The 25,484-nt window shown below is 69.5% G+C and carries 26 protein-coding genes and 2 pseudogenes; 12 read left to right on the top strand and 16 right to left on the bottom strand.

The window, feature by feature from the left end; genetic code table 11:
- Window positions 1–41 precede the first annotated feature (41 nt).
- From JWP54_RS09415 to JWP54_RS09395, 5 genes are all read left to right on the top strand, one after another.
- Window positions 42–830, top strand: a complete 789-nt coding sequence (locus tag JWP54_RS09415) for an MFS transporter (RefSeq protein WP_297370868.1) — start codon at window positions 42–44, stop codon at window positions 828–830.
- A gap of 846 nt (window positions 831–1,676) precedes the next feature.
- Window positions 1,677–1,832, top strand: a complete 156-nt coding sequence (locus JWP54_RS09410; RefSeq protein ID WP_297370865.1) for a hypothetical protein — start codon at window positions 1,677–1,679, stop codon at window positions 1,830–1,832.
- 9 nt (window positions 1,833–1,841) lie between these two features.
- Window positions 1,842–2,318 carry a 4Fe-4S single cluster domain-containing protein gene (locus JWP54_RS09405; RefSeq protein ID WP_297370862.1) on the top strand — a complete coding sequence of 159 codons (477 nt, stop codon included), beginning with the start codon at window positions 1,842–1,844 and terminating at the stop codon, window positions 2,316–2,318.
- A gap of 88 nt (window positions 2,319–2,406) precedes the next feature.
- Complete coding sequence (locus tag JWP54_RS09400; RefSeq protein WP_297370858.1) at window positions 2,407–2,901, top strand: hypothetical protein; 495 nt, start codon at window positions 2,407–2,409, stop codon at window positions 2,899–2,901.
- 7 nt (window positions 2,902–2,908) lie between these two features.
- Window positions 2,909–3,529: a helix-hairpin-helix domain-containing protein gene (locus JWP54_RS09395; RefSeq protein ID WP_297370855.1), complete on the top strand. Its 621-nt coding sequence runs from the start codon at window positions 2,909–2,911 to the stop codon at window positions 3,527–3,529.
- Window positions 3,530–3,548: 19 nt separating this feature from the next.
- Here JWP54_RS09395 and JWP54_RS09390 read toward each other — a convergent pair whose 3' ends face one another.
- From JWP54_RS09390 to JWP54_RS09365, 6 genes are all read right to left on the bottom strand, one after another.
- Entirely contained in the window at window positions 3,549–4,685 is a 1,137-nt protein-coding gene (locus JWP54_RS09390) for an LLM class flavin-dependent oxidoreductase (RefSeq protein ID WP_297370852.1), read from the bottom strand.
- 3 nt (window positions 4,686–4,688) lie between these two features.
- Window positions 4,689–5,540 (bottom strand): DUF1684 domain-containing protein, encoded by an 852-nt coding sequence (locus JWP54_RS09385; RefSeq protein ID WP_297370849.1) that lies wholly within the window; start codon window positions 5,538–5,540, stop codon window positions 4,689–4,691.
- 828 nt (window positions 5,541–6,368) lie between these two features.
- Window positions 6,369–6,992 (bottom strand): N-acetyltransferase, encoded by a 624-nt coding sequence (locus JWP54_RS09380; protein ID WP_297370846.1) that lies wholly within the window; start codon window positions 6,990–6,992, stop codon window positions 6,369–6,371.
- The gene (locus JWP54_RS09375) at window positions 6,989–7,996 is read right to left on the bottom strand and encodes an alpha-L-glutamate ligase (RefSeq protein WP_297370843.1); all 1,008 of its coding nucleotides are present in this window, start codon (window positions 7,994–7,996) and stop codon (window positions 6,989–6,991) included. Before JWP54_RS09375 ends, JWP54_RS09380 begins: the two co-directional genes overlap by 4 nt.
- Window positions 7,993–9,300 carry an amidohydrolase gene (locus tag JWP54_RS09370; protein WP_297370841.1) on the bottom strand — a complete coding sequence of 436 codons (1,308 nt, stop codon included), beginning with the start codon at window positions 9,298–9,300 and terminating at the stop codon, window positions 7,993–7,995. The genes JWP54_RS09375 and JWP54_RS09370 overlap by 4 nt, the downstream gene beginning before the upstream one ends.
- The gene (locus tag JWP54_RS09365) at window positions 9,297–10,703 is read right to left on the bottom strand and encodes an NtaA/DmoA family FMN-dependent monooxygenase (protein WP_297370838.1); all 1,407 of its coding nucleotides are present in this window, start codon (window positions 10,701–10,703) and stop codon (window positions 9,297–9,299) included. Before JWP54_RS09365 ends, JWP54_RS09370 begins: the two co-directional genes overlap by 4 nt.
- A gap of 176 nt (window positions 10,704–10,879) precedes the next feature.
- Here JWP54_RS09365 and JWP54_RS09360 point away from each other — a divergent pair, with 176 nt between their 5' ends.
- Both JWP54_RS09360 and JWP54_RS09355 read left to right on the top strand, forming a co-directional pair.
- Complete coding sequence (locus JWP54_RS09360; RefSeq protein WP_297370835.1) at window positions 10,880–12,073, top strand: aminotransferase class I/II-fold pyridoxal phosphate-dependent enzyme; 1,194 nt, start codon at window positions 10,880–10,882, stop codon at window positions 12,071–12,073.
- On the top strand, window positions 12,070–13,392 hold the full coding sequence (locus JWP54_RS09355) for an O-acetylhomoserine aminocarboxypropyltransferase/cysteine synthase family protein (protein ID WP_297370832.1): 1,323 nt from the start codon (window positions 12,070–12,072) through the stop codon (window positions 13,390–13,392). Before JWP54_RS09360 ends, JWP54_RS09355 begins: the two co-directional genes overlap by 4 nt.
- Here JWP54_RS09355 and JWP54_RS09350 read toward each other — a convergent pair.
- Window positions 13,389–13,565, bottom strand: a complete 177-nt coding sequence (locus JWP54_RS09350) for an ATP-binding protein (protein ID WP_297370922.1) — start codon at window positions 13,563–13,565, stop codon at window positions 13,389–13,391. The two genes, JWP54_RS09355 and JWP54_RS09350, sit on opposite strands and share 4 nt — an antisense overlap.
- A 114-nt stretch (window positions 13,566–13,679) precedes the next feature.
- Entirely contained in the window at window positions 13,680–15,842 is a 2,163-nt protein-coding gene (locus JWP54_RS09345; RefSeq protein WP_297370830.1) for an AAA family ATPase, read from the bottom strand.
- 113 nt (window positions 15,843–15,955) lie between these two features.
- Here JWP54_RS09345 and JWP54_RS09340 point away from each other — a divergent pair.
- Window positions 15,956–16,515, top strand: a pseudogene (locus JWP54_RS09340) (GrpB family protein).
- Window positions 16,516–16,627: 112 nt separating this feature from the next.
- The gene (locus JWP54_RS09335; RefSeq protein ID WP_297370828.1) at window positions 16,628–17,029 is read left to right on the top strand and encodes a hypothetical protein; all 402 of its coding nucleotides are present in this window, start codon (window positions 16,628–16,630) and stop codon (window positions 17,027–17,029) included.
- A 21-nt stretch (window positions 17,030–17,050) separates the two neighbouring features.
- Here the strand turns inward: JWP54_RS09335 and JWP54_RS09330 are convergent, their stop codons facing one another.
- A complete protein-coding gene (locus JWP54_RS09330) occupies window positions 17,051–17,932 on the bottom strand; it encodes an aldo/keto reductase (protein WP_297370826.1) in 882 nt (293 codons plus the stop codon).
- A 417-nt stretch (window positions 17,933–18,349) separates the two neighbouring features.
- Window positions 18,350–19,381 (bottom strand): alcohol dehydrogenase catalytic domain-containing protein, encoded by a 1,032-nt coding sequence (locus JWP54_RS09325; RefSeq protein WP_297370824.1) that lies wholly within the window; start codon window positions 19,379–19,381, stop codon window positions 18,350–18,352.
- On the opposite strand from JWP54_RS09325, the gene JWP54_RS09320 reads away from it, so the two are divergent.
- Window positions 19,369–20,325, top strand: a complete 957-nt coding sequence (locus tag JWP54_RS09320; protein ID WP_367274204.1) for an aldo/keto reductase — start codon at window positions 19,369–19,371, stop codon at window positions 20,323–20,325. The two genes, JWP54_RS09325 and JWP54_RS09320, sit on opposite strands and share 13 nt — an antisense overlap.
- Window positions 20,326–20,354: 29 nt before the next feature.
- On the opposite strand, the gene JWP54_RS09315 is transcribed toward JWP54_RS09320, so the two are convergent.
- The gene (locus JWP54_RS09315; protein WP_297370819.1) at window positions 20,355–21,005 is read right to left on the bottom strand and encodes a hypothetical protein; all 651 of its coding nucleotides are present in this window, start codon (window positions 21,003–21,005) and stop codon (window positions 20,355–20,357) included.
- Entirely contained in the window at window positions 21,002–21,916 is a 915-nt protein-coding gene (locus JWP54_RS09310) for a VOC family protein (RefSeq protein ID WP_297370817.1), read from the bottom strand. The genes JWP54_RS09315 and JWP54_RS09310 overlap by 4 nt, the downstream gene beginning before the upstream one ends.
- A 184-nt stretch (window positions 21,917–22,100) precedes the next feature.
- Here JWP54_RS09310 and JWP54_RS17720 point away from each other — a divergent pair.
- Window positions 22,101–22,679: pseudogene (locus tag JWP54_RS17720) on the top strand (SDR family NAD(P)-dependent oxidoreductase); the annotation flags it as partial.
- A gap of 138 nt (window positions 22,680–22,817) precedes the next feature.
- Here the strand turns inward: JWP54_RS17720 and JWP54_RS17715 are convergent.
- Window positions 22,818–23,099 carry a MaoC/PaaZ C-terminal domain-containing protein gene (locus JWP54_RS17715; RefSeq protein ID WP_367274207.1) on the bottom strand — a complete coding sequence of 94 codons (282 nt, stop codon included), beginning with the start codon at window positions 23,097–23,099 and terminating at the stop codon, window positions 22,818–22,820.
- A 201-nt stretch (window positions 23,100–23,300) separates the two neighbouring features.
- On the opposite strand from JWP54_RS17715, the gene panB reads away from it, so the two are divergent.
- Window positions 23,301–24,146 (top strand): 3-methyl-2-oxobutanoate hydroxymethyltransferase, encoded by an 846-nt coding sequence (panB, locus tag JWP54_RS09300; protein ID WP_297370813.1) that lies wholly within the window; start codon window positions 23,301–23,303, stop codon window positions 24,144–24,146.
- 113 nt (window positions 24,147–24,259) lie between these two features.
- Here the strand turns inward: panB and JWP54_RS09295 are convergent, their stop codons facing one another.
- From JWP54_RS09295 to JWP54_RS09285, 3 genes are all read right to left on the bottom strand, one after another.
- The gene (locus JWP54_RS09295; protein ID WP_297370811.1) at window positions 24,260–24,652 is read right to left on the bottom strand and encodes a VOC family protein; all 393 of its coding nucleotides are present in this window, start codon (window positions 24,650–24,652) and stop codon (window positions 24,260–24,262) included.
- A 9-nt stretch (window positions 24,653–24,661) separates the two neighbouring features.
- The gene (locus tag JWP54_RS09290; protein ID WP_297370809.1) at window positions 24,662–24,934 is read right to left on the bottom strand and encodes a helix-turn-helix transcriptional regulator; all 273 of its coding nucleotides are present in this window, start codon (window positions 24,932–24,934) and stop codon (window positions 24,662–24,664) included.
- A gap of 124 nt (window positions 24,935–25,058) precedes the next feature.
- On the bottom strand, window positions 25,059–25,484 hold a 426-nt coding region (locus JWP54_RS09285; protein WP_297370806.1), incomplete at its 5' end, for a MetQ/NlpA family ABC transporter substrate-binding protein.

Genomic DNA, 25,484 nt, shown 5'->3' with positions numbered 1-25,484 from the left:
TGCTGTCGCGTTTCTCTTTGGTCACCATGAACGGAGAACCGATGACACCGGATGCACTCAACCGCTCACAGCGGCACCGACGCCTCGCGCTGCTCTGCTGCCTGGGCGCCGGCTTCGGCACCCTGGTGGATGCCTCCGTCATCACCTACACGGTGCCGTACCTGGGCTCCGAGTTGCACGCCGAGACCAATGGCGTGCAGTGGTTCCTGGCCGCGTACTCCCTCAGCTTCGGCCTGGGTCTGGTGCCCGGCGGGCGGCTCGGTGACGCCTACGGCCGCCGCGGCCTGTTCATCCTTGGCTTGGCCGTCTTCGTGCTCGGCACGCTCGCCTCCGGCCTGGCACCGACCATCTGGATCGCCGTTGCCGGGCGCCTGGTGCAGGGCTTCGGCGCCGGGCTGATCAGCGCACAGGTGCTCGGCATCATCCAGGACGAGTTCGCCGGGCCGGGCCGGGTGCGCGCCCTGGCCCTGTACTCGATGGCCGGCGCCGCCGCCGCCATTTTCGGCCCGCTCGCCTGCGGGCTGGTGCTTACCACCCTGCCGGATGCGCTCGCCTGGCGGGCCGTCGTGCTGCTGAGCGTGCCCCCGGTGCTCGTCACCGTTTTCCTGGCCGGGTTGCTGCGCTCGGCGCCGCGCGAGCGCGCCCGCCGGCCGCCGGCCGCACCTGGATCTGCCCGGCATCACCGTACTGGGCGCGATCGTCGTGCTCGTCACCCTGCCGGTGATCGATCCCGGTATCACCGGCGGAGTCCTCGCGGCGGTCGTGGGCTCCGTGGTTTTGCTGCTGGCCGCCCAGGTGCTCTGGGAGCGGCGGTACGCGGCGACGGGTAGAAACCCGCTGTTCGTTCCTGCCCTGATGCGGTCGCCCGGGTTCGTCGCCGGCAACGTCGTGGCGCTGCTGTGGTTCGGCGCGGTCGTCGCGCACATCGGCATTGTGACGATCTTCCTGTTGCAGGGCGAGGGCCTCTCCCCCTTGCTGGTCGCGGCGGTCCTGGTGCCCAGCGCGGCCGCCCGGCCGGCCGCATCCGGGTTCAGCTCGCGGCTCTTCGCCTGGCTGGGCCCAGCGAGCGTGACGATCGGCCTGGCTTCCCAGGTGCTGGCCCTGGCGGCGCTGTGCCTGGCCACCCTGTGGTTTTCCGGCGACACGCTGGTCGCGGTGATCGTGGTCACCGAGGTCGCCGCCGGGCTCACGGCGGGCCTGGTTGAACCGCCGCTGCGGGCTATCACGCTGGGCTTTGCTGCGGATGCCTTCCGCGGTGTCGCCGCCTCGTTCCTGCAGCTCACCCAACGCCTCTCGGCCACGTTCTGTGTGGCCATCGCGACGGGTCTGATCCTGGGCACAACCGGAGCCCCGCCCACCACTGTCGACCTGCGCGCCGGTTTGCTGGTCTGCCTGGCGCTGCTCATCGGCGCCACGGTGGTGAGCCGGTCCCGGCTGGAGGCCGCGCACCGGCAGCGGGCGCAACCGGCACCCCTTCCAGCAGAGGGACGCGTCACGTATCGAGCTCCGCCCGCCGGCGCATCCGCACCTTCTCCGTCCGGCAGCGAATGCCTCGATCACATCGCCGAGCTCGAGAACCTGCTCGAGGCGGAGACGACCTCGTCGTCGTTCACCGACGCCTACTCCCAGGTCAAGGCGGAGCAGGAGACGTCGGCGCAGAACTGGGACGGCACCCGGTGACCTTGCTCGCCACTCCCCGGGTGCGCGGTGCCACGCCGGAGCTCGGCACGGTCGAGCCTGTCGAGCGGGCGGGTGCGGAACTACGCTGGTCGCGGTTCCTGCCCGCCACGGGCGCCGAAGGCCCAGGCCAGCGTGCCGCCCTGTGGGTGTAGGGCTGCAGCGTGCGCTGCCCCGGCTGTTTCAACCCGCACCTGTGGGCGGCGAGCGGGGGCCGGCTCGAGAACACGGTCGAGCTCGCCGTGGGTTTTGTGGCGGATGCCGAGCGCGCCGGCGCCCTGGGAATCACCCTCCTCGGCGGCGAACCCTTCGACCAGGCGGCGGGGCTGGCGACCATCGCCGAGGCTTTCCGCGCCGCCGGGCTGAGCGTGATGACCTTCACCGGTTACACCCTGGACCGACTCACCGGGTGGGCGGCCACCCGCCCGGACATCGCCCGGCTGCTCGCCGCCACCGACCTGCTCGTGGACGGACCGTACCTCCGCGACCAGCCGGACGCGGTGCGGCCCTGGCTCGGTTCGACGAACCAGGCATCCGCGCGCTCACCCCGGTGTACGCCGAGGAGGTCGCCCGGATCGAACGGGAGGGCGGGCGCGCCCGGTTGGAGATCCGCATCCACCCGGACGGCCGGATCGACGTGAACGGTTGGGCCGACGACGCGGCCCTCGAACACCTTCTGCATGACCTCGGTCCCCGACAGGACCGGCCTGGAACGAAAGCGAGACTCGCATGAGTGTCACCCTCATCCTCCTTCCCATCGCCCTGGCCGCTGCCGCCGCCGCCGGTGGTGTCGGCGCGCTCGGTGCGACTCTGACCGCCAGGGGCAAGAACGGTTCCGGTCCGGCACCGGAGATCCGGGTGCGCACCCGCATGAAGGACAGCACCCTGCTCTCCACCGCCCTGACCAACCTCGGCGCCACGGCGGTCGACGTGTCCGCCACGCTCGTCACGGCCGAGATCGACGGCGTCTCGCTGACGATGACGCTCACCGAGGACGCGGCCTGGGAGGCGCACGTGGAGAGCCTGGACGGCCGCGAGGTCCCCGTCGAGCGGGCGAGCGAACTGCTGCAGCGGCTCGACGGCGAATACGCGCTGATGGTGCAGCAGGCCGTGGCTCAGAAGATCCGGCTGCGCGGGGAAAGCTCCGGCTTCGACCTGGTCTCGGAGACCCGGGAGGCGGATGACGCCGTGACCATGGTGCTGAACGTCCGCACCGAGGCGTAGCGCACCGATGACAAACGCTCCAGGTCGCTTCCGGGCCACCGCGGTCCAGGCGAGCGCGGCCCAGGCGAACGCGGGACCGACGGTGTGGTGGCGCCTCGGCACCAGCTCGTGGCTGCTGCTGCTGCTGCTGTGGGGCCGGCGCGAGAACGGCCTCACGATCTTCGGCAACGCGCGCCCGGGCAACGCCAGGAACCGCCCGCCGACCGGTCCGCGGCAGCGCGCGGCGGCGATTCCGGAGGAAGCGCAGAAGCTGCTCGGCGGCAGGGGAACCGCCAGGTCCGACTATCTCGCCGACGCCCCGCCGGCTCCGCGCCGACGCCGGGCGAGCCGAGCCGAGCAAAGCCAGCAGGCCGCGGCCGCCGCGCCGCCGGTGCCGGCCACCCCCGCCGAAATGATCGACGTGAACACGGCGAACCAGCGCACCCTGGCACGACTCACCGGCATGGATCGCGGGCTGGCCAAGACCGTGATCGCCGACCGCGCCAGGCGCGGCGGATTCGGCTCCCTCGAGGACTTCGCGGCCTCGGCCGGTCTCCAGCCGCACGAGCTCGTGCGCCTGCGCGCCGAGGCCTTCTGCTCCGCCCGTCCGCGCGCCAAGCGCAGCTTCAGCCGTCGCGTCGACTACTGACCCGCGAGACGCCCGCCGGTCAGGCGAGCACGCGAGGCCGCGAGGCCGCGGTGACGGCGGCGGCCGCATCCGCTGACTGGGCGCCGGCGAAGGCCGGGCGGGCGCCGTACGGGTCGTCGTCGCCCCACAGGGTGGTGGGGGCCTCGCGGCGCACCGTGGGAATCACCTCGGTGGCGAACCGCTCGAGGATCTCCAGCTGCTGTTCGAACGGCACCGTCGTCGGCAGGCTGATCGACTGCAGGTCGTGCCGGAACAGCTGGTGGTACGACAGGATCTTGTCGATCACCTGCTGCGGGCTGCCCACCAGCGCCGGGCCCTCCGCCACGGCGTGGTCGATGTCACGGAACGGGGTGTTGTTGCCCGGCACGTGGGTCGCCGCGACGATGGCCTCATAGACCGGCCCGTACTGCTCCTTGGCCTGCTGGGTGGTGTCGGCGAGGAAGGTGCTGCCCGACCCTGACCCCAGATACGCGAACCGCGGGTCGTGCCCGTTTCGTGCGTATTCGTCGCGGTAGTGCTCGATCAGCACCGAGTAGTTCTGCCGTGGCTGAATGGCGTTGGCGGTGAACAGCGGGTCGCCCCACTTGGCGGCCAGCGCGGCCGAGGCCAGCGTGGTCGCCGACCCGTGCCACACCCGTGGTGCGCCGGCGTACGGGCGCGGCAGGGTGGTGATGTCGACGACCGGGGGCCGGAACTCACCGGACCAGGTCACGCCGGTCTCCCGCCACAGCCGGCGCAGCAGCTCGTACTTCTCGGCGACGAGCTCCCACTGGTCCTCCACGAGCAGCCCGAACAGCGGGAAATGCTGGGCCTCGTTGCCCTTGCCGATGGTGAGGTCGAGCCGGCCGCGGGAGATCTGGTCGATGGTGGCGTAGTCCTCGGCCACCCGGATCGGGTCGAGCAGCGACAACACGGTCACGCCGGACTGCAGCCGGATGCGCGAGGTGGTTGCCGCGATCGCGCCGAGCAGCACGGCCGGCGCCGAGGACAGGAAGCGCCCAGCGTGCCGCTCCCCCACCGAGTAGGCATCGAAGCCCAGTTCCTCCGCCCGGCGGGCCACCTGGATGGTCTGCGCGAACCGGTCGCTGGGTGACACGATCCGGCCGGTGACCGGGTTGGTGAGGTACGGGATGATGTCGAGAACCTGGAACTTCACGGGTCAGAGCTCCACGGTGATGCGGTCGAGCGGTGTCTTCTCCCCCGCCTCGATCCCGATCGGCAGCCGGTTCTCCGCCGGCGGCAGCGGGCAGGTGGCGTAATCGGTGTACGCGCAGGGCAGGTTCACGGCCCGGTTGAAGTCCAGTGTGGTGGCGCCGGATGCATCGGGCGCGGCCACCGACAACGCCCGGTTGGCCGCATACGTGGTGATGCCGCTCGTGGCGTCGGTGAACAGCACGAGCAGGCTGTCCGGGGCATGCCCGTTGAACGCGGTGAGCCGGAAGGTCTCGCCGCGGAGCTCGAACTCCAGCTCCCCCGGCGCCTCGTAGACGTGCTGCAGGCCCTCGACCGCGGCACCGACGGTGACCTCGCGGGGCGTCCCGAACGGAAGGTACCGGGCGGCGACGAACCAGCGCGGGTTCGGCAGGTAAGTGGGTGTGCCCGGGTACGCCGCCCGGAACGCGGTGCCGGGGTGCCGGGGCCGCACGACGATGTGGCCACCGCGCTTGGCGATCTCGATCACGGTCTCGCCCGCGACGGCGTTGAGGCCGTCCCGCTCGGCGACCGGCCCGAAGTCGTGCCGGCCGGTCAGCGGCCCGGCGGCGACGCTGAGTTCCTCCCCCTGGGCGAGCTCCACCACCGGCCCGTCGGCGGTGGCCGACCAGGCGCCGGGCGCATCCTCGAAACGCTGCGGCTCCTCGGTGAGAAAGTGCAGCCCGGTGATCGCGAGGAAGCCGTGCTCCGACGCGCGCTGCGTCTCGTGCGCGGCATGCCACGCCTCCCACTCTGATCCGAATGCAGCGCGGTCGATGGCCGGGGAAATCGTCTCTGTGTTGATCGTCTCTGTGCTCATGACTGCACGCTACGGCCCGGCCACGCGCAATTGACGGATGATGCGTCCCGCGGCGTCACACTCGCAACACGCGGTAACGATGCTTGCGCTGCGGCTGATTGTCCTGCGGCTAAGCCTGCTTCGCCAGATCGACGATCCACGTGGCCGTCTTGACACCTCGCTTTGCGTCGGCCGTCACCCGTGCACGTGCCGCGGCAACGCGTTCAGCCTGAGAAACGTATCTCCCCGATGACGCTGAGCGATACCCATCCCCCGCGGGAGCTTTGGCATCCCGCGTGAGGGACTTGCCCATCTTCGCGTTTCTTCTGTTGAGCGCCATGTCTACCTCCCACTCCATATTCTGGCCCAGCGGCGGCCCTCCGTCGAGGATTCGGGCACAGCTTCCAGGGCTTCGTCGGTTGCCGCGGCGATCACGTCAGCCTCGTGTTCGTCAGCCCATTCGCTCTCCGCCAGTGAACTCAAGACTCGGTGCCCGATTGTAGCTTTGTCCGTGTCACCGCTCACAGTCAGGTCAAGAGCCCACTGAGCCCGAGCCCACCACTGGGCCTTGCGATCCGCTCCGTTTCGCTGCTGTCGATTTTGTTCTTCTTGCCGGCCTGCCTCGCGGGCGGATTGCCTTGCGGCGGCGAATGCAATCAAAGCGGCGATGACCGCTGCAACACCACCGAAGCCGGGAGACGTCACGAAGAGACTCACCCACGCCCAGTCCATCGAGCACCCCGTCCGCCACGGGGCGAAAAGCCACCCGATCGCAAAACCGATGATCACTGCTCCGGCCCAACGACAAGGCCGATACGCTCATATGGCATGGTCCGACAATAGTGCCGTCTACCGACAGGCCCGCCGCGTGGACAGCGCGAATCGGTAGACCACGGGCGGGATCGCGTCGGGTGAACCCGGGCCGCCCAGGCCGCCAGGGACCCGGTCATGCACGAGCGTGAAGCCGACCCGGTCGTAGAGCCGCTGCGCCGGCAGATTGAGCGAGCCGGTGTCGAGCACCACGGCGTCGACGCCCCACTGGGCGGCCACCGCCAGCGCGTGCAGCACCAGCGCTTCGCCGATCCCCCGGCCGCGGGCATCCGGGTCGACCGCGATCAGCCGGAGCTCGGCCTCACCCTGCCGGGCCAACCGGGTGCCGGATGCGCCGGCGCGTAGCAGGCTGGCGGTGCCGAGGAGCGGCACGACGGCCGTCTCATCGGCTGCATCAACAGCGCTGTGCCCATCGACAGCACTGTGCCCATCGACAGCACTGTGCCCATCAACAGCGACGAGCAACGCGCCCGCCGCCGCCCGACCGGCCGAATCGCGCACCAGCGCGGTGCGGGCCGCCGACACCGGGAGGTGCCCGTACGGGCCGTTCCGGAAGCCGAGCTCCACGAGGTCGGCCACCCGCCCGAACTCGTGCGGGGCGGCTGGGCGCACCCGCACGCCCGTCAGGCCCGGCCCGCTCATGCGTCCGCGGGCACGTCGGGGTAGACCTCGGCGAGCAGCCCCGCCAGGTAGGCGACGATCGCCCCGGGGCCGCTCTTCGGGGCGTCGGCCTCGATCTGCGCGTTGTAGTTGGTGTTGGTGTTCACGTCGTAGGTCACCAGCCGGCCGTCGGCGGTCTCGATGAACTCGATGCCGGCGATCTCGATGCCTTCCGCGCGCAGGAACGCCCGGTACCGGTCGATGATCGGCGAGTCGAACCCCTCCCGGCGGGCGAAGATCTGCTGTCCGGCCTCGGGCAGGATGGTGGCGCCGGGCGGCAGCAGCAGCGCACCGGTGGTCGGGTCGATGGCGCAGGCATCCGCCGGGCACAGCTGGTAGCCGCCGCGGGCGGTGTCGGCGGTGATCGCGTAGATGAACTCGTCGCCGACGATCTCCACCCGGGTCACCTCGGGCTTCGCCGCCACCACGAACTCCTGCAGCAGCGAGATGCCGTCCTCCGGCTCCTCGTACCGGCCGGCGTCGATGGCAGCGGCCAGCTCTGCGGCGCTGTCGAACTTCTGCACGCCCAGGCCCTTGCCGCCCTGGTTGTGCTTGGTGATGAACGGCGTGGGGAAGCCCTGCGCCGCCTCGACCAGCCGGTGCGTGCCGACGACCACGCGGGTGCGCGGCACGTCGAACCCCTGCGCCCGCAGCCGGGTGAGCTGGTCCACCTTGCTGACCTCGAGTTCGATGGTGCGGCGGCCGTTCACGGTGCGGGCGCCGTACGCGTCCAGCCAGTTGAGCACGCTGCGGGTGTAGTCCTTCGACAGTCCGTGCCCGCGGGTGTGCGCGGAGGCGCTGATCCGCGACCAGAAAATGCCGGCCGGCGGCGCCTCGTCGAGGTCGAGCACACCGTCCACGAGCAGCCATTCGCGGTACGGCACGCCCGCGGCCTCGAACGCGGCCTGGAACGGGCCGAACCAGTCGGGATTCTCGTGCAGCACGTGCACGACGGGGGTGGCCTCGGGGGCAATCAGAGAACTCATGAGAAATAGCCTTCCACGTCCAGCACCCCACCGCATGCGGCGAAGTCCGCCGACACCGCCTGGCGCAGCTCGTCGTCGAACAGGAAATCGGCGGCGGTGAGCGCCAGCCCGTCCGCGCCGTCGAACACTGCCCGGTCGCCCTCCGGCCCGTTCGCGTAGTCGGCGAACTCGGTGGTGTGCAGGGAGATCCCGGGCGGGCTCACCTTGATCACCGGGTGGATCGACGGCACCCTGGCGCTGACGTTGCCGAAATCGGTGGAGGCCGCCAGTTCGCTGGGAACCACCGCCCGGGTCAGCACGGTGCGGCCGAGTTCCGCCTGCCGCACGGCCCAGCGCGCGGTCAGCGGCTGATTGAACCGGATCGGCAGGGAGTACGGCGCCGGGTCCCAGTCCACCTCCACGGTGGTGCCGGTCGACAAGGCGCTGCCGTGGGCGATGTCCTCCACCCGGCGACTGAGGTCCTTGAGCGTCTCCACCGCGGGCGAGCGCAGGTAATACTCCAGTTCGGCGAACGCGGGCACGATGTTGGGCCGGTCACCGCCGGCCAGCACCACCCCGTGGATCCGGTCGCCCGGCGGCAGATGCTGGCGCAGGAACCCGACCGCCTGGTAGTTCAGCGCCACCGCATCCAGGGCGTTCCGGCCCATGAACGGGCTCGCCGACGCGTGCGCGGCCACCCCGGTGTAGCGCACCCGCACGATCCGCCGGCCGATGAACGGATGGTCGGCGGCGTCGTAGCCGAACGGATGCACCATGATCGCCGCATCCACCAGGTCGAACGCGCCCGCCCGGGCCAGCAGCTCCTTGCCGTTGCCGCCCTCCTCGGCGGGGGTGCCCAGCAGCACCACCCGGCCGGGCAGCCGGTCGGCGACGGCGGCCAGCGCCAGGAACGCGCCGACCGCGGCGGCGGCGATGATGTTGTGCCCGCAACCGTGGCCGATGCCGGGCAGGGCGTCGTACTCGGCGAGGATCGCCACGGTGGGGCCGGCCGGGTCGCCGATCTCCGCCTCGAACGCCGTGGCGAGGCCGTAGGCGTTGCCGTGGGACGCGATGCCGTGCGCGGCCAGCAGGGCACGGATGTCGGCGACGCTGTTCGTCTCCCGGAACGCCTCCTCGGCGTGGTCGAAGATGCGGTGCGACAGGGTCAGCAGCTCCGGCTGCAGCAGGGCCAGGGCGGCGCGCACGTCGGCGGCGATGCCGGCTGGGGCGCCCGGGTGCGGTGACTGGATCGGCACGGCGAGCGCGGCCTTCCGTTCGGTCTCCACGGCCACCGCGTCGAGGTAATACCGGTTCGGCGCGGTCATCGGCTGCGGCCCGGAACCGTCGACCCGAGGTGACCACGCAGGGTGCTGGCCGAATAGGCCTCCCGCACCAGGCCGCGGCGCACGAGTTCGGGCACCACGAGTCGGGTGAACGTTTCGAACTGCTCGTGCAGGAACGCGCTGAGCACCCCGAAGCCGTCCACGGCGCCGGCCCGGTACCAGCGTTCCATCTGGTCGGCGATGTCCGCCGCCGATCCCACGATGATGGGTGAGCGCACCAGGTGCGCCACCAACAGGTGCCGGTAGGTGACCGGGCGGTCGCCGCCGACGGTGCGCCCGGACCGCTCGGCGACCACGGCGAGCAGCCGACGGCCGGTGTCGTTGAACCGGGCCGCGGTCGGCGCGGTCACCACGTCGTCGATGCCCCGGTCGGCCAGGGGCAGACCCACCAGCTGCCGCAGGCTTTGCGCGCTCCGGTTGGTCGGCAGGCCGAGCGCGGCCGCCGTCGGGGTGCCGTCGTCCACCTGGAAGAGTCCCACCAGCCGGTCGTACACCTCCCACGCGTCGGCGCGCTGCTCCCCCACGATCGGCAGGATCGGCGCCACGATCGACAGTGCGTCCGCCGGCCGGCCCAGCGCCGTGACCCGCTGTTTCGTCTGCGCGTACAGGGTCACCGCCTCCTCGAGAGTGGCCGGCGCCACCAGGTAGATGTCGGCCGATGCGGCGGAGAACTCCTGCGCCCGGCGCGACGTGCCCGCGTGCATCAGGGGCACGTGGCCCTGCACCGGACGCTGCACGTTGAGCGGCCCGGCCACGGCGTAGGACCGGCCGACGTGGTCGAGGGTCGACACCAGGGCCCGGTCGATCAGCGTGCCGGTCGCGGCGTTCCGTACGAAGGCCTTCTCGTCCCAACCGTCCCACAGCCCGTGCAGCACCTGCACGTACTCCTCCGCCACGTCGAAGCGGTCGAAATCGGGCACGTGCCCGGCCTTGCCGAAATTCGCCGCGCCGCGGGCATCCGTGCCCACCGTGAGGTTCAGCCCGAACCGGCCGGAGCTGAGCCGGTCGATGGAAGCCGCGGCCCGAGCGGTGGCGTACGGCTCGGAATGGGAGACGTTCACGGTGCCCACAATGCCGATCCGCCGGGTCGCGGCGGCCAGGTAGGAGGCGGTGCTCAGCGAATCCGCACGGGACAGCAGGTGCGGGTCGGAGAACTCCAGGTCGGTGTCGGTGGAGAGCCAGTCACCCAGGAACAGGAAATCAAAACCGGCCTTCTCCGCCGCTAGGGCCACCCGTTTGAGCGCGTCGGCGTCCTTTCCGGGGTCGTTGTGCGCGCCGGGGTACCGCCAGCCGGACGGGAACGCCCCCAGGGTGCGCACCATGGCGCTGAGGATGAGGCGGTCGTCTGGCTCGGTCGCGGGCGGGGTGAGCTGCCGAGTCGTCATTCCTCGACGCTAGGGCGCGGCCGCCGCAGCGGGGCGGCCGGCCGCAACAATCCGCCGCACGCTGACACACGGCGTAAAGGAGGAATGACGCGAAGCGTCATCTGTTTCGGCCCCGCGCCTTGCCATTACTAGGGTCGACAGGAGCTGCCCGTCCTCACAGAGCCGAAAGTTTACAGATGACGACAACATCCTTTGCAACCCGTCTCGACGAGATCACGCGTGACGAACTCAGCCGGTCCAGCAGCCGCAAGTGGAGCCTGCACCCCGGCACCATCGGTGCCTGGGTCGCCGAGATGGACTTCGGCACCGCACCGGCGGTGACCGCGGCGCTGCACCAGGCAGTGAGCGACTGTGACCTGGGCTACCTCGCGCCAACCACCACCCGCCGGATGGCGGAAGCCACGGCCGGATGGCTGCTCGATGACTACGGCTGGGCGGTGCCGCCGGAGAACATCCACCCGGTGTCCGACGTGATGAGCGCGTTCGATGTCACCGTTCGCCGGTTCTCGCCGGCCGGAAGCGGCGTCATCGTGCCCACCCCCTCCTACATGCCGTTCCTCAGCTTCACGCCCACCCTGGGCCGGGAAATCTTCGAGGTTCCCGGCCTGGCCGTGGACGGCCGGTGGACCCACGACCTCGCCGCCATCGATGCGGCCTTCGCCGCCGGCGCCCGCACCCTGGTGCTGTGCAACCCGCACAATCCCACCGGCACGGCCCTCACCCTGGCCGAACTCGAAGGCATCGCCGAGATCGTCGAGCGCTGGGGCGGCCGGGTCTTCGCCGATGAGATCCACGCCCCCTTGCGCTACGGCGACACCCGGCACATCCCGTATGCGTCGATCTCCGCGGAGAGCGCCCGGCACACCATCACCGCCACGTCCGCGTCCAAGGCCTGGAACCTGCCCGGCCTCAAGACGGCGCAGTTCATCACGACCAACCCCGCCGACGAAGAGGTGTACCAGGTCTACGGCTTCACGGTGGTGCACGGCGCCTCCACGCCGGGGGTGATCGCCGCCACCGCCGCCTACGAGGAGGGCGGCGACTGGCTGGCCGGCGTGATCGACTACCTCGACGGCAACCGCCTGGTGCTGCAGGACCTGCTCGCCGAGCACCTGCCCGAGGTGCGCTACACCGTGCCCGACGCCACCTACATCGCCTGGCTGGACTGCTCGGCTCTCAGCATCGACGGGTCCATCGCCGACTTCTTCCGTCTCGAAGCCGGGGTGACGATGACCGACGGGTCCCTCTGCGGTCGCGGCTTCGGCGACCATGTCCGCCTGATCTTCGCCATGCCCCGCCCCCTCCTCGAACAGGCCGTGCTTCAGATGGCCGCAGCCGTTCGCCGACTGAAAGCGACACCCCAACGATGACCACCGCCCCGACGAACAGAGACGCCGCAGCCGACCCGGAATACAACTGGGACGGCTACGCCTTCGACACCCGCCAGGTGCACGCCGGCGAATACGACGAGCTCACCAGCGGGGCCCGGATCCCGCCGATCAACATGACCGCCGGGTTCCGGTTCGACTCTTTCGCGGATGCCAAGGGCCGGTTCAACGGCGAGGCCGACGGTCTCATCTACTCCCGGCAGCGCAACCCGTCCGGGGCGGTGGCCGAGCGGCGGATCGCGTCGCTGGAGGGCGGCACCGAGGCCATCGTGGTCGCGTCCGGCCAGGCCGCGATCACCGCGGCGCTGCTGTCGATCGCGCAGGCCGGCGATCACATCGTGTCCACGGCGAGCATCTACAGCGGCACCCGGATCCTCTTCGGCCGCAGCTTCGCCCGGTTCGGGGTCACCGTGGACTACGTCTGGGACGAGTTCGACGACGACGAGTGGGACCGCGTCATCACTCCGAACACCAAGGCCATCTTCAGCGAGACCATCCCGAACCCGAAGAACGACATCGTCGACATCGGCCGAGTCGCCGCGGTGGCCACACGGCACGGCCTCCCGTTCGTGGTGGACAACACCATCGCGTCCCCGTTCCTGATCCGCCCGTTCGAGCACGGCGCCGACGTCGTGGTGCACTCCTCGACCAAGTTCCTCAGCGGTCACGGCGCCGCGATCTCCGGCACCATTGTCGACGGCGGCACCTTCGACTGGGCCGCGGCGGACCGTTCGTTCCCGCTGATCACCGCGTCCGCCGGCGGCCTGCCGTCGATCGCCCAGAAGTTCGGTCGCACGGCGTACGCCCGGGCCACCCGGGAGGCCGTGGTGAACGACATCGGCCCGGCGCTGTCGCCGTTCAACTCGTTCCTGCTGCACCAGGGCATCGAAACCCTGTCGCTGCGGATGGAGCGGCACCTGTCGAATTCGCTGACCATCGCGGCCTGGCTGGCCGAGCATCCGGGAGTGGAGAGCGTCGACTACGCGGGGCTGCCCGGCAACCCGGCGTTCGACCTCGCGCAGCGGCTGTACGGCGGCCGCAGCGGGTCGGTGTTCTCCTTCACCGTGCGCGGCGGCGAGGCCGGCGCGGGCCGGTTCCTCGACAGATTGCGGGTGATCAGCCACATGACCAACATCGGTGACACCCGGTCGATGGCGCTGCACCCCGCCACGTCAACGCACACGTCGTTCAGCCAGGAGTTGCGGGACCGGCTGGGCATCGCCGACGGCCTGATCCGCCTTTCGGTGGGCATCGAAGACCCCCAAGATCTCATCAACGACCTCGACCGGGCGCTCTCCTAGCCGGCCATCGCGGTTTGCAGCGGCAGGCGCACCGTGAACACCTGGCGCTGGTCTTCGGCGCTGAGCCCGATGCCGTCGTCGGTCACCCGCAGCACGGCACCGGTGCCGTCCTGGCCGACGCTGAGGCTGACGGTGCCCTGCGGCCGGACGAATTTGACGGCGTTGGCGAGCAGGTTGTCCCACCAGGCGAACCCGTAGGCTAGCGAGGCATCTCGGCCTCAGTGGCAGCCCTCTCCTGCATTCAAGCAGGTCCGGGGCCTGATGTCCCCCGTTACGGGGACTTTGGGCTAGGCATGCCCGACCGGGGTCGAGCCCACCGTGAGCGACTCACCATCCGCCGCCAGGTCCACGAGCACGGTTTCACCGTCGCGGATGCTGCCGGCCAGCAGCGCTGTCGCCAGGCGGTCGTCGATCTCGGTCTGCATCAACCGCCGCAACGGCCGGGCCCCGTAGATCGGGTCGTAGCCGCGCTCGGCCAGCCAGGCGCGGGCATCCGGGGTCACCGCCAGCTCGAGCCGGCGTTCGCCCAGGCGGCGTTGCAGCCGGTCGACGTAGAGCTCCACGATCTGGGCGAGGTCGTCGGTGGACAGCGACGAGAACACCACGATGTCGTCGAGCCGGTTCACGAATTCGGGCTTGAACGCCTGCCGCACCATCTGTTGCACGGCCCGCTCTTTCTCCTCCCAACTGAGCACCGGGTCGACGAGGTACTGCGAGCCGAGGTTGGAGGTGAGCACCAGGATGGTGTTGCGGAAGTCGACCGTGCGGCCCTGGCCGTCGGTGAGCCGGCCGTCGTCGAGCACCTGCAGCAGCACGTCGAACACCTCGGGGTGGGCCTTCTCCACCTCGTCGAAGAGGATCACCGAGTACGGCCGGCGGCGTACGGCCTCGGTGAGCTGGCCGCCCTGTTCGTAGCCGATGTAGCCGGGAGGGGCGCCGACCAGGCGGGAGACGGAGAACTTCTCGCCGTACTCGCTCATGTCGATGCGCACCATGGCCTTTTCGTCGTCGAAGAGGAACTCGGCCAGCGCCTTGGCGAGCTCGGTTTTGCCCACGCCGGTGGGGCCGAGGAACAGGAACGACCCGGTCGGGCGGGCGGGGTCGGAGATGCCGGCCCGCGAGCGGCGCACGGCGTCGGCGACGGCGCGCACGGCCTGCTTCTGGCCGATCAGCCGGTGGCCGAGCTCGCCCTCGAGGTTGAGCAGCTTCTCCGTCTCGCCCTGCAGCAGCCGGCCGACCGGGATGCCGGTCCACGCGGCGACCACCGCGGCGATGTCCTCGGCGGTGACCTGGTCGCCGACCATCCGGGCCCCCTCCTGCTCGGTCTGCTCGGCCTCCGCGAGCTCGCGCTGGATGACCGGGATGTCGCCGTACAGCAGCCGGGACGCTTTCTCCAGGTCGCCGCGGCGTTCGGCCACTTCCGCCTGACTGCGCGCGTCGTCGAGGCGCTTGCGCAGGTCGCCGACCCGATTCAGCGACGAACGCTCCTTGTCCCAGCGGGCCTGTAGCTCGCCGAGCTTCTCCTGCCGTTCGGCAAGATCATCGCGCAGCTTCTCCAGCCGCGCCTTGGAGGCATCGTCCTTCTCCTTCTTCAGCGCGAGTTCCTCGAGCTTGAGCCTGTCGACGCTGCGGCGTAGTTCGTCGATCTCCACCGGCGAGGAGTCGATCTCCATCCGCAGCCGGCTGGCGGCCTCGTCGATGAGGTCGATGGCCTTGTCCGGAAGCTGCCGGGCGGTGATGTAGCGGTTCGAGAGCGACGCCGCCGCGACGAGCGCGGCATCCGCGATGGACACCTTGTGGTGCGCCTCGTACCTCTCCTTGAGCCCGCGCAGAATGGCGACGGTGTCTTCCACGCTGGGTTCGTCCACCAGCACCGGCTGGAAACGGCGCTCGAGCGCGGCGTCCTTTTCGATGAACTCGCGGTATTCGTTGAGCGTGGTCGCACCGATCAGGCGCAGTTCCCCGCGGGCGAGCATGGGCTTGAGCATGTTGGATGCGGCCACGGAGCCTTCGCCGCCGCCGGCGCCCATCAGGGTGTGCAACTCGTCGACGAAGGTGATGATCTGCCCGTCGGCGTCATTGATCTCCTTGAGCACGGCCTTGAGCCGCTCCTCGAACTCGCCCCGGTACTTGGCTCCCGCCACCAGGGCGGCCAGGTCGAGCGACACCAGCTGCTTGCCCTTGAGGGAGTCGGCCACGTCACCGGCCACGATGCGCTGGGCGAGGCCCTCCACCACGGCGGTCTTGCCGACGCCGGGTTCGCCGATCAAAACGGGGTTGTTCTTGGTGCGCCGAGTGAGCACCTGGCTCACCCGGCGGATCTCGGCATCCCGCCCGATCACGGGGTCGAGCTTGCCGCTCCGGGCGATCTCGGTGAGATTCACGCCGTACTGCTCCAGCGCGGTCTTCTGCTTCTCGTCGGTTCCGGGGGCACCCTGCATGTTGGCCATCACACCATCCTTCGCAAATACTTGAGTGGACGCGACTCAAGTTTAGACGCACGTTGCCGGATGCGCTACCGCCTTGGTCGTCGGCCGGTGTTCGCCGATGCGAGCATGTTCTGGTGAAGAGAAGCGACGGTGCGCGGCGGCCGGACGTCTCGGCGGTAGAGCTGATCGGTGGCCCCGAACCACTCACGCTCGAGCTCCACAGCCATGACGAGCGGTGGGTCGGCCGCTACCTGGAGCACCGGCGCCAGATCCTGACCGCTCTCGCAGCGAACGTGGGCGTCGAGCACATCGGTTCCACCTCCGTCCCCGGGCTGGCAGCAAAACCGATAATCGACATCGTGGTCACGGTGGACGACATCACCGCCGAAGAGGACTACCTCGAGGCGCTGCTGGGCGCCGGGTACGAACTGCGGACCCGTGAACCGGGGCACCGTCTCGTGCGCACGCAACCCGCGACGTCCATGTGCACGTCTATCAGCAGGGTGATCCTGCGGTGGTCGAGTACCTGCTGCTCCGCGACTGGCTGCGCTCGAACGCGGCGGATCGCGCTCTCTTCGAGAGCACCAAGAGATCGCTGCTCCGGCGCCGGTGGGACGACATGAACGCCTACGCGGACGCCAAGACCGACGTCATTCTCGCGATCACAGCGCGAGCGCGAGCAGCTCGCGGGTAGGCGGGTGCGAAGTCCCTTACGGGAGCGACACCAAGGGCTGGGCGGGGTGGGCCGGAGATGCGCGACATCCTGGACTCCTACGGTGAACCAAGATCATCCGTCCCGCTGGGGAATGCTTGTCATTGTGTCCTTCGGTCTCTCGGTGGGCCTGGGGTTCGCGCTGAAGGCGCTCGGCGCCCCGGCCGCCGATTCGAACGCACCGGTGACCAACACGTTCCTCGGCACCGGGTTCCTGCTCGGCGCAGCCGCGCTCTGGGCGTTTTCGAAGTACCTGCTGCCCAAACTCGACAAGGCCAAGCCGTCGTTCGTCTACCAGCCGTTGGCCGAACCGGTGGTCAATGAACGCGGTGCGAAGGTGACCCACCGACCGGTCGCCGTGGTGAACCAGGAGACCGGCCAGCAGATCTGGGCCCGCCCGTCGTCGACGTTCTTCTTCATCCCGATGCGTTTCTGGCCGTATCCCCTCGCCGCCATCGGGGTCGTGAACGTCGTCATCGGCCTCAGCCAGGGCTGAGGTCCGCCCGCGCCGCCTGAATCAAGCCTCCGGGATCTCCCGGCCGAAAGCCTCGAGGGTGACCGCCTCGGGAGCCGGTCCTCCGCGCACCCCGGTGTCGAGGGCGTCGATGGCGCTCATCTGGTCGGCGGTGAGGTCGAAGTCGAAGACGTCGAAATTCTCACGAATGCGCACAGGGCGCACCGACTTCGGGATGACCGAGTGGCCGAGCTGCAGCTGCCAGCGCAGCATGACCTGCGCGGCGCTCTTGCCGTGGGCGCCGGCGATGCCCAGGATCACGGGGTCGGTGAAGGTGCTCGTGCTGGCGTCGCCGCGGTACGAGGTGATGCCGCCGATCGGCGACCAGGCCTGCGTGAGAATGCCGAGGTCTGAATTGGCCTTCCGCACCTCGGGCTGGGAGAAGTACGGGTGCACCTCGATCTGGTTCACCGCGGGCACGATCGTGCTTTCCTTCCGCAGCGTCTCGAGGTGCTCGACCATGAAGTTGCTGACGCCGATGGCGCGCACACGCCCGTCGGCGAGGAGCTTCTCGAGAGCCCGGTAGGCCTGAATGGCCTTGTCGAAGTCGCCGGGCAGGGCCTGGTGCAGGATGAACAGGTCGAGCTGGTCCACGCCGAGCTTGCCGGCGCTCTTGTCGAAGGCGTGCAGGGTCTGGTCGTAGCCGTAGTCGCTGATCCAGACCTTGGTCTCGATGAAAACTTCGGAGCGGTCGATGCCGGAGCGGCGGATGCCCTCACCGACCTCGCGCTCGTTGGCGTAGGCGGCGGCGGTGTCGATGTGCCGGTAGCCGGCCTGCAGAGCCGTGGCGACGGCATCCGTAGTGACGTCGGGCGGGGTCTGGAAGACGCCGAGGCCGATGGCGGGCAGAACCACGCCGTTGTTGAGAGTGAGGTCGATAGTCATATTCCTACGCTAATCCGGGGGTGTTGGGGATGGGAGTGCCTGTAAGTCCCCCTCTCGGTCTTCCTTCCAATCACACGCCGATGCGGCCGAGCCACGCCTCGACGTCCGCCTGGGCTTCGGCGGCTTCCTCGCCCTGCACGGCGAGGCCTTCGCCGATCGTCGCGCCGGGACACCGCTCGGTCGGGCAATCCGTTCACGATTGCGGGGCGGGCGTCGTCCTCTTGTTCGCGGCTGTTTCGCGCAACAATCCCGTCGTAGTCGGGCGGATAGGCGGCGGCGGCCTCGATCCGATACACGTCCACGCTGACCGCGGTGGCGATCATGTCGGCGACGACCTGGGTGCAGGCGGAGAGCACGCCGGTCACGAGACCGGCTCCCACCGCTTTGGTGAGGACGTCACGTCGGTCCACGAGCGGCCTACGGGCGGATGAGCACTTTGAGTGCTTCGCGGTCGGCCATCGCCCGGTAGCCGGCGGCTACCTCGTCGAAGCCGACGGTGCGGTCGAAGACCTTGCCGGGTTCGATGGTCCCGTCCAGCACCAGCGGCAGCAGCTCGTCGATGTAGGCGCGGGCCGGGGCGACACCACCGGTCAGGGTGATGTTGCGCATGAACTCGGGAAAGCCCAGCGGGACCTCACCGAACTGGGGCGCGCCCACCCTGCTGATGACCCCGCCGTCGCGCACCACGGCGATGGCCGTCTCGATCGCGGACTTGAGCCCGACGGCCTCGAGCACCACGTGGGTGCCGTCACCGCCGGTGAGCTCCTTGACCTTGGCGATACCCTCCTCGCCCCGTTCGGCGACCACGTCGGTGGCACCGAACCGACGGCCCAGGTCGGTGCGGGCCTGGTGCCGGCCCATCAAGATGACCTGGCCGGCGCCGAGGAGCTTGGCCGAGAGCACGGCCGAGAGGCCGACCGCGCCGTCGCCGATCACGGTGACGGACTGCCCGGGCAGGATGTGGGCCTTCTTGGCCGCGTGGTAGCCGGTGCACATCACGTCGGACAGGCTGAGCAGCGACGGGATCAGTGCCTCGTCGAATCCGGCGGGGACGACGACGAGGGTGCCGGCCGCCTGGGGCACGCGCACGAATTCGCCCTGGCCGCCGTCGCCGGGGCTGCCCCAGTGCTCGCCGTGCCGGCAGGAGGTCTGCAGGCCTTCGCGGCAGAAGTCGCAGGTGCCGTCGGAGGCGACGAACGGCGCAATGACGAAGTCGCCCGTCGCGAGGCCGACCACGTCGCCGCCCAGCTCTTCGACGATGCCGACGAACTCGTGGCCCATCCGCGAGCCGTGCTCCGAAGCCGGCTTGGACGCATACGGCCAGAGATCGCTGCCGCAGATGCAGCCGGCGACGACGCGCACGATGGCGTCGGTGGGCTGCTGGATGATCGGGTCGGGCACGGTCTCGACGCGGACATCGCCGGCGCCGTACATCAGTGTTGCTCGCATGGGGGTTCCTTACCTGGGTGAGAAGCGGTCTCCAGTCAACGCCCGAGCGGCCCCACGCGCGAGTCCCTGTCGTTACAGGTACTGGCAGAGCCTGCCTCCGCGGGCCGGGTCACCCTAGTGTCGACACCTGCACAAGCGCGAGCTCGGCCGCACCGGTCTGCAGGTGTCTCCTCTGGCGATCGGCGGAGCGGCGTTCGCCTACGTCGAGGAGTCATCCGGGTGGAACCCGAGGACAGCGGAAGGTCGGAAGGTCGTGCAAGGGCTACAGCGAAACCCTGATCGGTGAGGTGATGAGATCCCGTCGCGAGGACTGCGTGCTGGCCAGCAAGGTCTGGTACGAACTGGATCACGACGGAGTCATCGACAGCGTCCACGAAAGCCTGCACCGCCTGCAGACCGACCGCATCGACCTCATGCAGATCCACGGCCGGATGTACACCCCCGCCGACGTTGAGCACGTGTTGACGGGCGGCCCGCTCGACGCCCTGATCGAGCTCCGCGAGGCGGGTACGATCGGGCACATCGGGATCACGACGGAGGAGCCCTGGTCCGTCCTGCCGTTCCTGGAGCATGACGCCATCGAGGTCTACCAGGTCGCGTACAACATCATCTACCAGGCCGCAGCGAACCATTTCCTGATCCAGGCCGCCGAGAAGAACGTCGGTGTCGTCTCGATGCGCACGATGACCTCCGGGGTTTTCCAGCGCGAAGCAGCGTTCCTGGCCCCCGGCTGGCAGTCGGCGCACGACCTCTATGAGGTGGCCCTCAAGTTCGTGCTGTCCGACACCCGGGTCACCTCGGGCATCGTCGGCATGCGCTGGCCGGAGGAGGTCGAGCGCAACCTGGCTCTGGTCGAAGGCTGGGAACCCGAGACGGACTTCGCCAGGATGCCGCGGCTCACCTTCGAGGTGTACCGGGCGAACGACGAGCAGTCCGAAAGGTGAAGATCCGATCTCGGACGGCGTAGCCGGGCTCAGCGGCCGCCCACGGCCCCGATGCCGGCGTTGATCGTGACGAATTCGCGCACGTCGCCGAGCTCAGCAGCGTTGATCCCGTGGGCAAGGCCCGGATACACCCGCTCGACCAGGGTGGAGTGCAGCGGCAGGAACGAGCTCGTGCGATCGATCGCGGGCGCGCCGATGACCCGGTCTTCGGCGCCGCGGCCCCAGAAGAGCGCGGGGCGCTCTGCGGCAAGGGTGTCGTCGCCGGGCTGGGCCGCACCGAGCACGAAGCCGCCCAGCACGACCGGGGCCAGCACCCGCTCCGGCCGGGTGCGGAGCAGCTGGCTGGCCATCAGGCCGCCCTGCGAGAAGCCGATCGGGATCACCCGGGTGCCGGAAGCCAGGTTGGCGTCGACCCAGGCCCAGATCGCCTCGGTTGCCGCAGCGACCGGCTGAGCGCCGGGGTTGCCGGGGGTCGTGATGGCGAACCAAGCCGCGCCACCATTGCCGGCATCGAGCGGCGCGCGGAGCGAAGCCCAGGGCAGGTCGAGTCCGAGGGCGGGCATCAGCCCGGTGAGGTCGTGTTCGTTCGATCCGTAGCCGTGCATCAGGAGCAGCACGACCGGCTCGGCCATCGGGTCGGTTGGCCAGGCGGGCGAGCGGACATCCCGCAGCGCGGTCATCGGGCGATCAGCTCGTCGACGGAGAGGTCGGGCAGGCCAATGGTCACCTGGGTGCCCCACGGGTCGGTGACGGTGACGGACCGGCCGTCGCCGGCGAACGGAATGGACGTGGCGGCCAGGCGGGCGGTGAGGGACTCAAGGTCGGCGACGTCGGGCACGGTGACGGCCACGTCGCCGAGGCCGAGGCTGGCCGCACGCGGTCCGGAGCCGCGGCTGTTCCACACGTTCATGGCGATGTGATGGTGGTAGCCGCCGGCCGAGGCGAACAGCGCACCCGGATAGCCGGTCTGCGTGGCTGCGAAGCCGAGCGCGTCGACGTAGAACGTGCGGGCCGTCTGCACGTCGCCGACCTGCAGGTGCACGTGCCCGACGGCGCCGGCCTCGGCGGGGCCGGCATCCAGGACCCTCTGGTTGAGGTGGTTCTGCAGGTAGGAGTTGGGGTCGAGGTATTCGGTGGCCATCCGGATTTCTTCACCGTCGTGGATCCAGCGGTCACGGTCCCGGTCGGTGTACAGCTCGACACCGTTGCCCTCGGGGTCGGTGAAGTAGAACGCCTCACTGACGAGATGGTCGCTGGAGCCGACGAACCGGCTGCGCGGGTCTTGCGCGGCGCGGTACACGGTGGCGGCCAGGGTTTCGGGGGTTTCGAAGAGGAACGCGGTGTGGAACAGGCCGGCCTGACGCGGATCGACGCGGGGCAGGTCCGGGGTGTGAATGAGGCGCACCAGCGGGGTGGTGCCGCGCCCGAGTACGCGGTGCACCTCGCGGGAGCGGCTGCGCTCCTCGAGGGGCTCCATGGCGAATGCCCGCGAGTAGTAGTCCGACATGGTGTCGAGGTCGCCGACCCGGAGGGTCACCGCTCCCATTGATGTGTCGGCGTTGAGGATCTGCTCGTCGGTGGTGACGCTCATGACTGGCTCCCGGGAATCGCGGTGAAGTGCTTGTATCTACAACCATACCTCAAATGGTTGTAGCTGCAACAATTAGCTGTGGAATACTTAATACCGACCCGTGGTTTGCTTTTATGCGAACGCATAAGTTCAGCATTCTCAATGCGCCGAGATTTCCCGGGAGCTCGCCGCGGAAGGCGCCGCCGTGGTGATTACCGACATCAAGCTCGAGGCCGCGCAGGCGGTCGCGGACGAGATCATCGCCGCCGGCGGCAAGGCCGCCGCGTTCACGCAGAACACCGCGAAGTGGGAAGACTCCGAAGCGGCCGTCACCTTCGCCCAGGAAACCTTCGGCGCCCTGCACCTGGCCGTCAACAACGCCGGCATCGGAGCCGCGCCGCAGAAGATCGGCGACTACGACATCGCCGCCTGGGACCGCGTGCGCGCCGTCGACCTGGACGGCGTCTTCTACGGCCCGAAGTTCCAGCTGCCCGCCATCGTGGCCGCCGGCGGCGGCGCCGCGGTCAACATGGCCTCCGTGCTCGGCTCTGTCGGCATCGCCGAGAACGCCGCGTACGTGACGAGCAAGCACGCCCTGATCGGACTCACCAAGGTCGCCGCGCTGGAGTACACCGCGGATGGCGTCCGCACCAACGCTGTCGGCCCCGGCTTCATCGACACCCCGCTGGTGCGCTCCAGCCTCTCCCCCGAGGCGCTCACCGCGCTCGAGGCCCAGCACGCGTCCCGCCGTCTCGGCACCGACAAGGAGGTCGCCGCTCTGACCCTGTTCCTGCTCAGCGACGCCGCATCATTCATCTCCGGCAGCTACCACCTCGTCGACGGGCGGCTACTCCGCGCAGTAGTCCTCGGCGATCAGGCGCGGCGGCGGATCAGGTTCATCATCACCTGGGACATGACCAGGTCACCGGACTGGTTCCGCGCCTCGATGCGCGTGTGCACGAGGCCACGATCGGGCTTGGACGCCGATTGCCGGGCAGAGAGCACGGTGAACCGGGCCGAAAGGATGTCGCCGGCTCGCACCGGAAGGATCCACCGGAGCTCGTCCACGCCCGGGGAGCCCAGGCTGGTGCTCGTTCAGGTAGTTGTCCACCATGATCCGCATCATCACGGCGGTGGTGTGCCACCCGCTGGCGATCAGGCCGCCGAACGGCCCGGCGAGCGCCGCCGCCGGGTCCAGGTGCATCGCGTGCGGGTCGAAGGCGGCGGCGAACGCGACGATGCTCTCTTCGCTGACCAACGCCGCCCCGTACTCGGCGACGATTCCGGGCCGGTAGTCCTCCAGATAGCGGTCGGCCAGGGGAACGGTGAAGGAGGTGTCCATAGGGATCTCACTGTACGCAATCGGTCCTAGGGTGAAAGGTCACTTGAATCCTGAAAGGCACGCATGAATGAGCAACCTGCTCCCTACGGTAACGCGGCGAACGCTCCGGCCACCCGCAAACGGGTGCGCATCCACCACCTGCAGGAGTTGAAGGAGCGCGGCCAGAAATGGGCGATGCTCACGGCGTACGACATGTACACCGCGGCGACGTTCGACGAGGCGGGCATCCCGGTGCTGCTCGTGGGCGATTCGGCGTCCAACAACGTGTTCGGCAACCAGACCTCGCTGCCGGTCACCGTGGACGAACTGATCCCCCTGGCCCGCGCGGTCACCCGGTCCGCCGAGCACGCACTGGTGATCGCGGACCTGCCGTTCGGCTCCTACCAGGTCTCTGCCGAGCAAGCCTTCCACACCGCGGTGCGGTTCATGAAGGAGGCGAGCGTGCACGCGGTCAAACTCGAGGGCGGCGCCGAGATGGTTCCGCAGGTCGAGCTCCTCGCCCGCTCCGGCATCCCCGTGATGGCCCACATCGGCTTCACACCGCAGGCCGAGCACAGCCTGGGCGGATACCGCGTGCAGGGACGCGGCGCGGATGCCGAGCGGCTGCTGGACGCCGCCCGCGCACTCGAGGCGGCGGGGGCGTTCGCGGTGCTGATGGAGATGGTGCCCGGTGACGTGGCCGCCGACATCACCGCGGCCCTGCGCATCCCCACCGTGGGCATCGGCGCTGGCAACGGCTGCGACGCCCAGGTGCTCGTCTGGCAGGACATGGTGGGCCTCCGCACCGGCCGGCTCCCCCGCTTCGTCAAGCAGTACGCCGACATGCACTCCGTGTTGCTCACCGCCGCCCAGGACTACGCGGCCGAGGTGACGGCGGGTACCTTCCCCGCACCGGAGCACACCTTCTAACAGCACCCCGCAATAAGGAAAAAGTGAGCTGACAAGGACTGGATCGCGCACGATGTCCTTATTTGCGACCGTTCTCCTTCTCAGCGTGCGTTGCTCAGCCTCGGCCTAGCCGATCAGGCCGGGCTGGTCAGCTGGATCAGGTTGCCGCAGGTGTCGTCGATGGTGGCCACCAGCACCGGGCCCATCGGGGTCGCCGGCTGGGTGACTCTCACTCCGTTCGCCTCGAGCTCGCGCACCGTGGCCGCCACGTCATCGACCGCGAACGAGGTGGCCGGGATACCGTCTTCGACGAGCGCGGCCAGGTACGCCTTCGCTGCGGGGTGCTCGTCGGGTTCGAGGAGCAGCTCGACGCCGTCGGGCTCCCCCGGGCCGACAACGGTGAGCCATCGATGCAGGCCGATGGGCACATCGTTCTTCAGCACGAAGCCGAGCTTCTCGGTGTAGAAGGCGAGCGCCTTGGCCTGGTCGTCGACGAAAATACTCGTGAGGTTGATGCGGATGGGCACGGGATTCTCCTATCGGGTGATGGGCCAGCGGTCGGTGATCGCGCGGAGGGGCGCAGAGTTCAGGTCGTGGATCTTGGTGCGACCGACCCGGCGGGTGCGCACCAGGTCGGCCTCCTCGAGCACCGCGAGATGCTGGGAAATGGCTTGGCGGGTGGAGGCCACTCCGTGCACCGTCATCAGCCGGGCGCAGATCTCGAACAGCGTCAGGCCATCGCGAATTACGAGTTCGTCGAGGATCTGGCGCCGGGTCGGATCGGCGAGGGCCCGGAACACATCTCCCATGCCCTCCATTTTATGCAAGTGTCAGCTTGCATTCCAAGTGCTCGGGGCACACCAAAGCGGTCGTGTGGTCATCTCAGGGATTCGAGGTGACCACACGACCTCTCTCGCGGGCTGGGCTGGGGTGTTACTCGGCGTCGATGGGCAGCAGGATGCCCGCAACGGCGGGGTCGGTCGCCAGGAAGTCCTGCACGGCCGGGTCGGCGAACGCGGCGACCAGGTTCTTGATGTTCTCGGTGTCGGCGAAGTCGCTGCCGATGGTGAGCTGCCCGGCGAACTCGTCGGGTGCGGCCGGGGCGAAGATCTGCTTGCTGATCGGCACCTTGGCCGCCAGGTAGTACTCGGTGTAGCCGACCGCGGCGTCCAGGTCGGGCAGGGCGCGGGACTGGGCCGCGAAGTCGAGCAGCGGGAACTTCAGGTGCTTCGGGTTGGTCGCGATGTCGGCGATCGTCGCGTCGCCCTTCGTGGTGCCCGCCTTCAGTGTGATCAGGCCGGCGCGCTCGAGGATCCAGAGCCCCTGCGACTCGTTCGCCGGGTCGGAGTAGAGCGAGAC

The organism is Cryobacterium sp. (assembly GCF_025463825.1).
Lineage (GTDB): Bacteria > Actinomycetota > Actinomycetes > Actinomycetales > Microbacteriaceae > Cryobacterium.
This window is presented reverse-complemented; position numbering and strand designations above follow the sequence as displayed.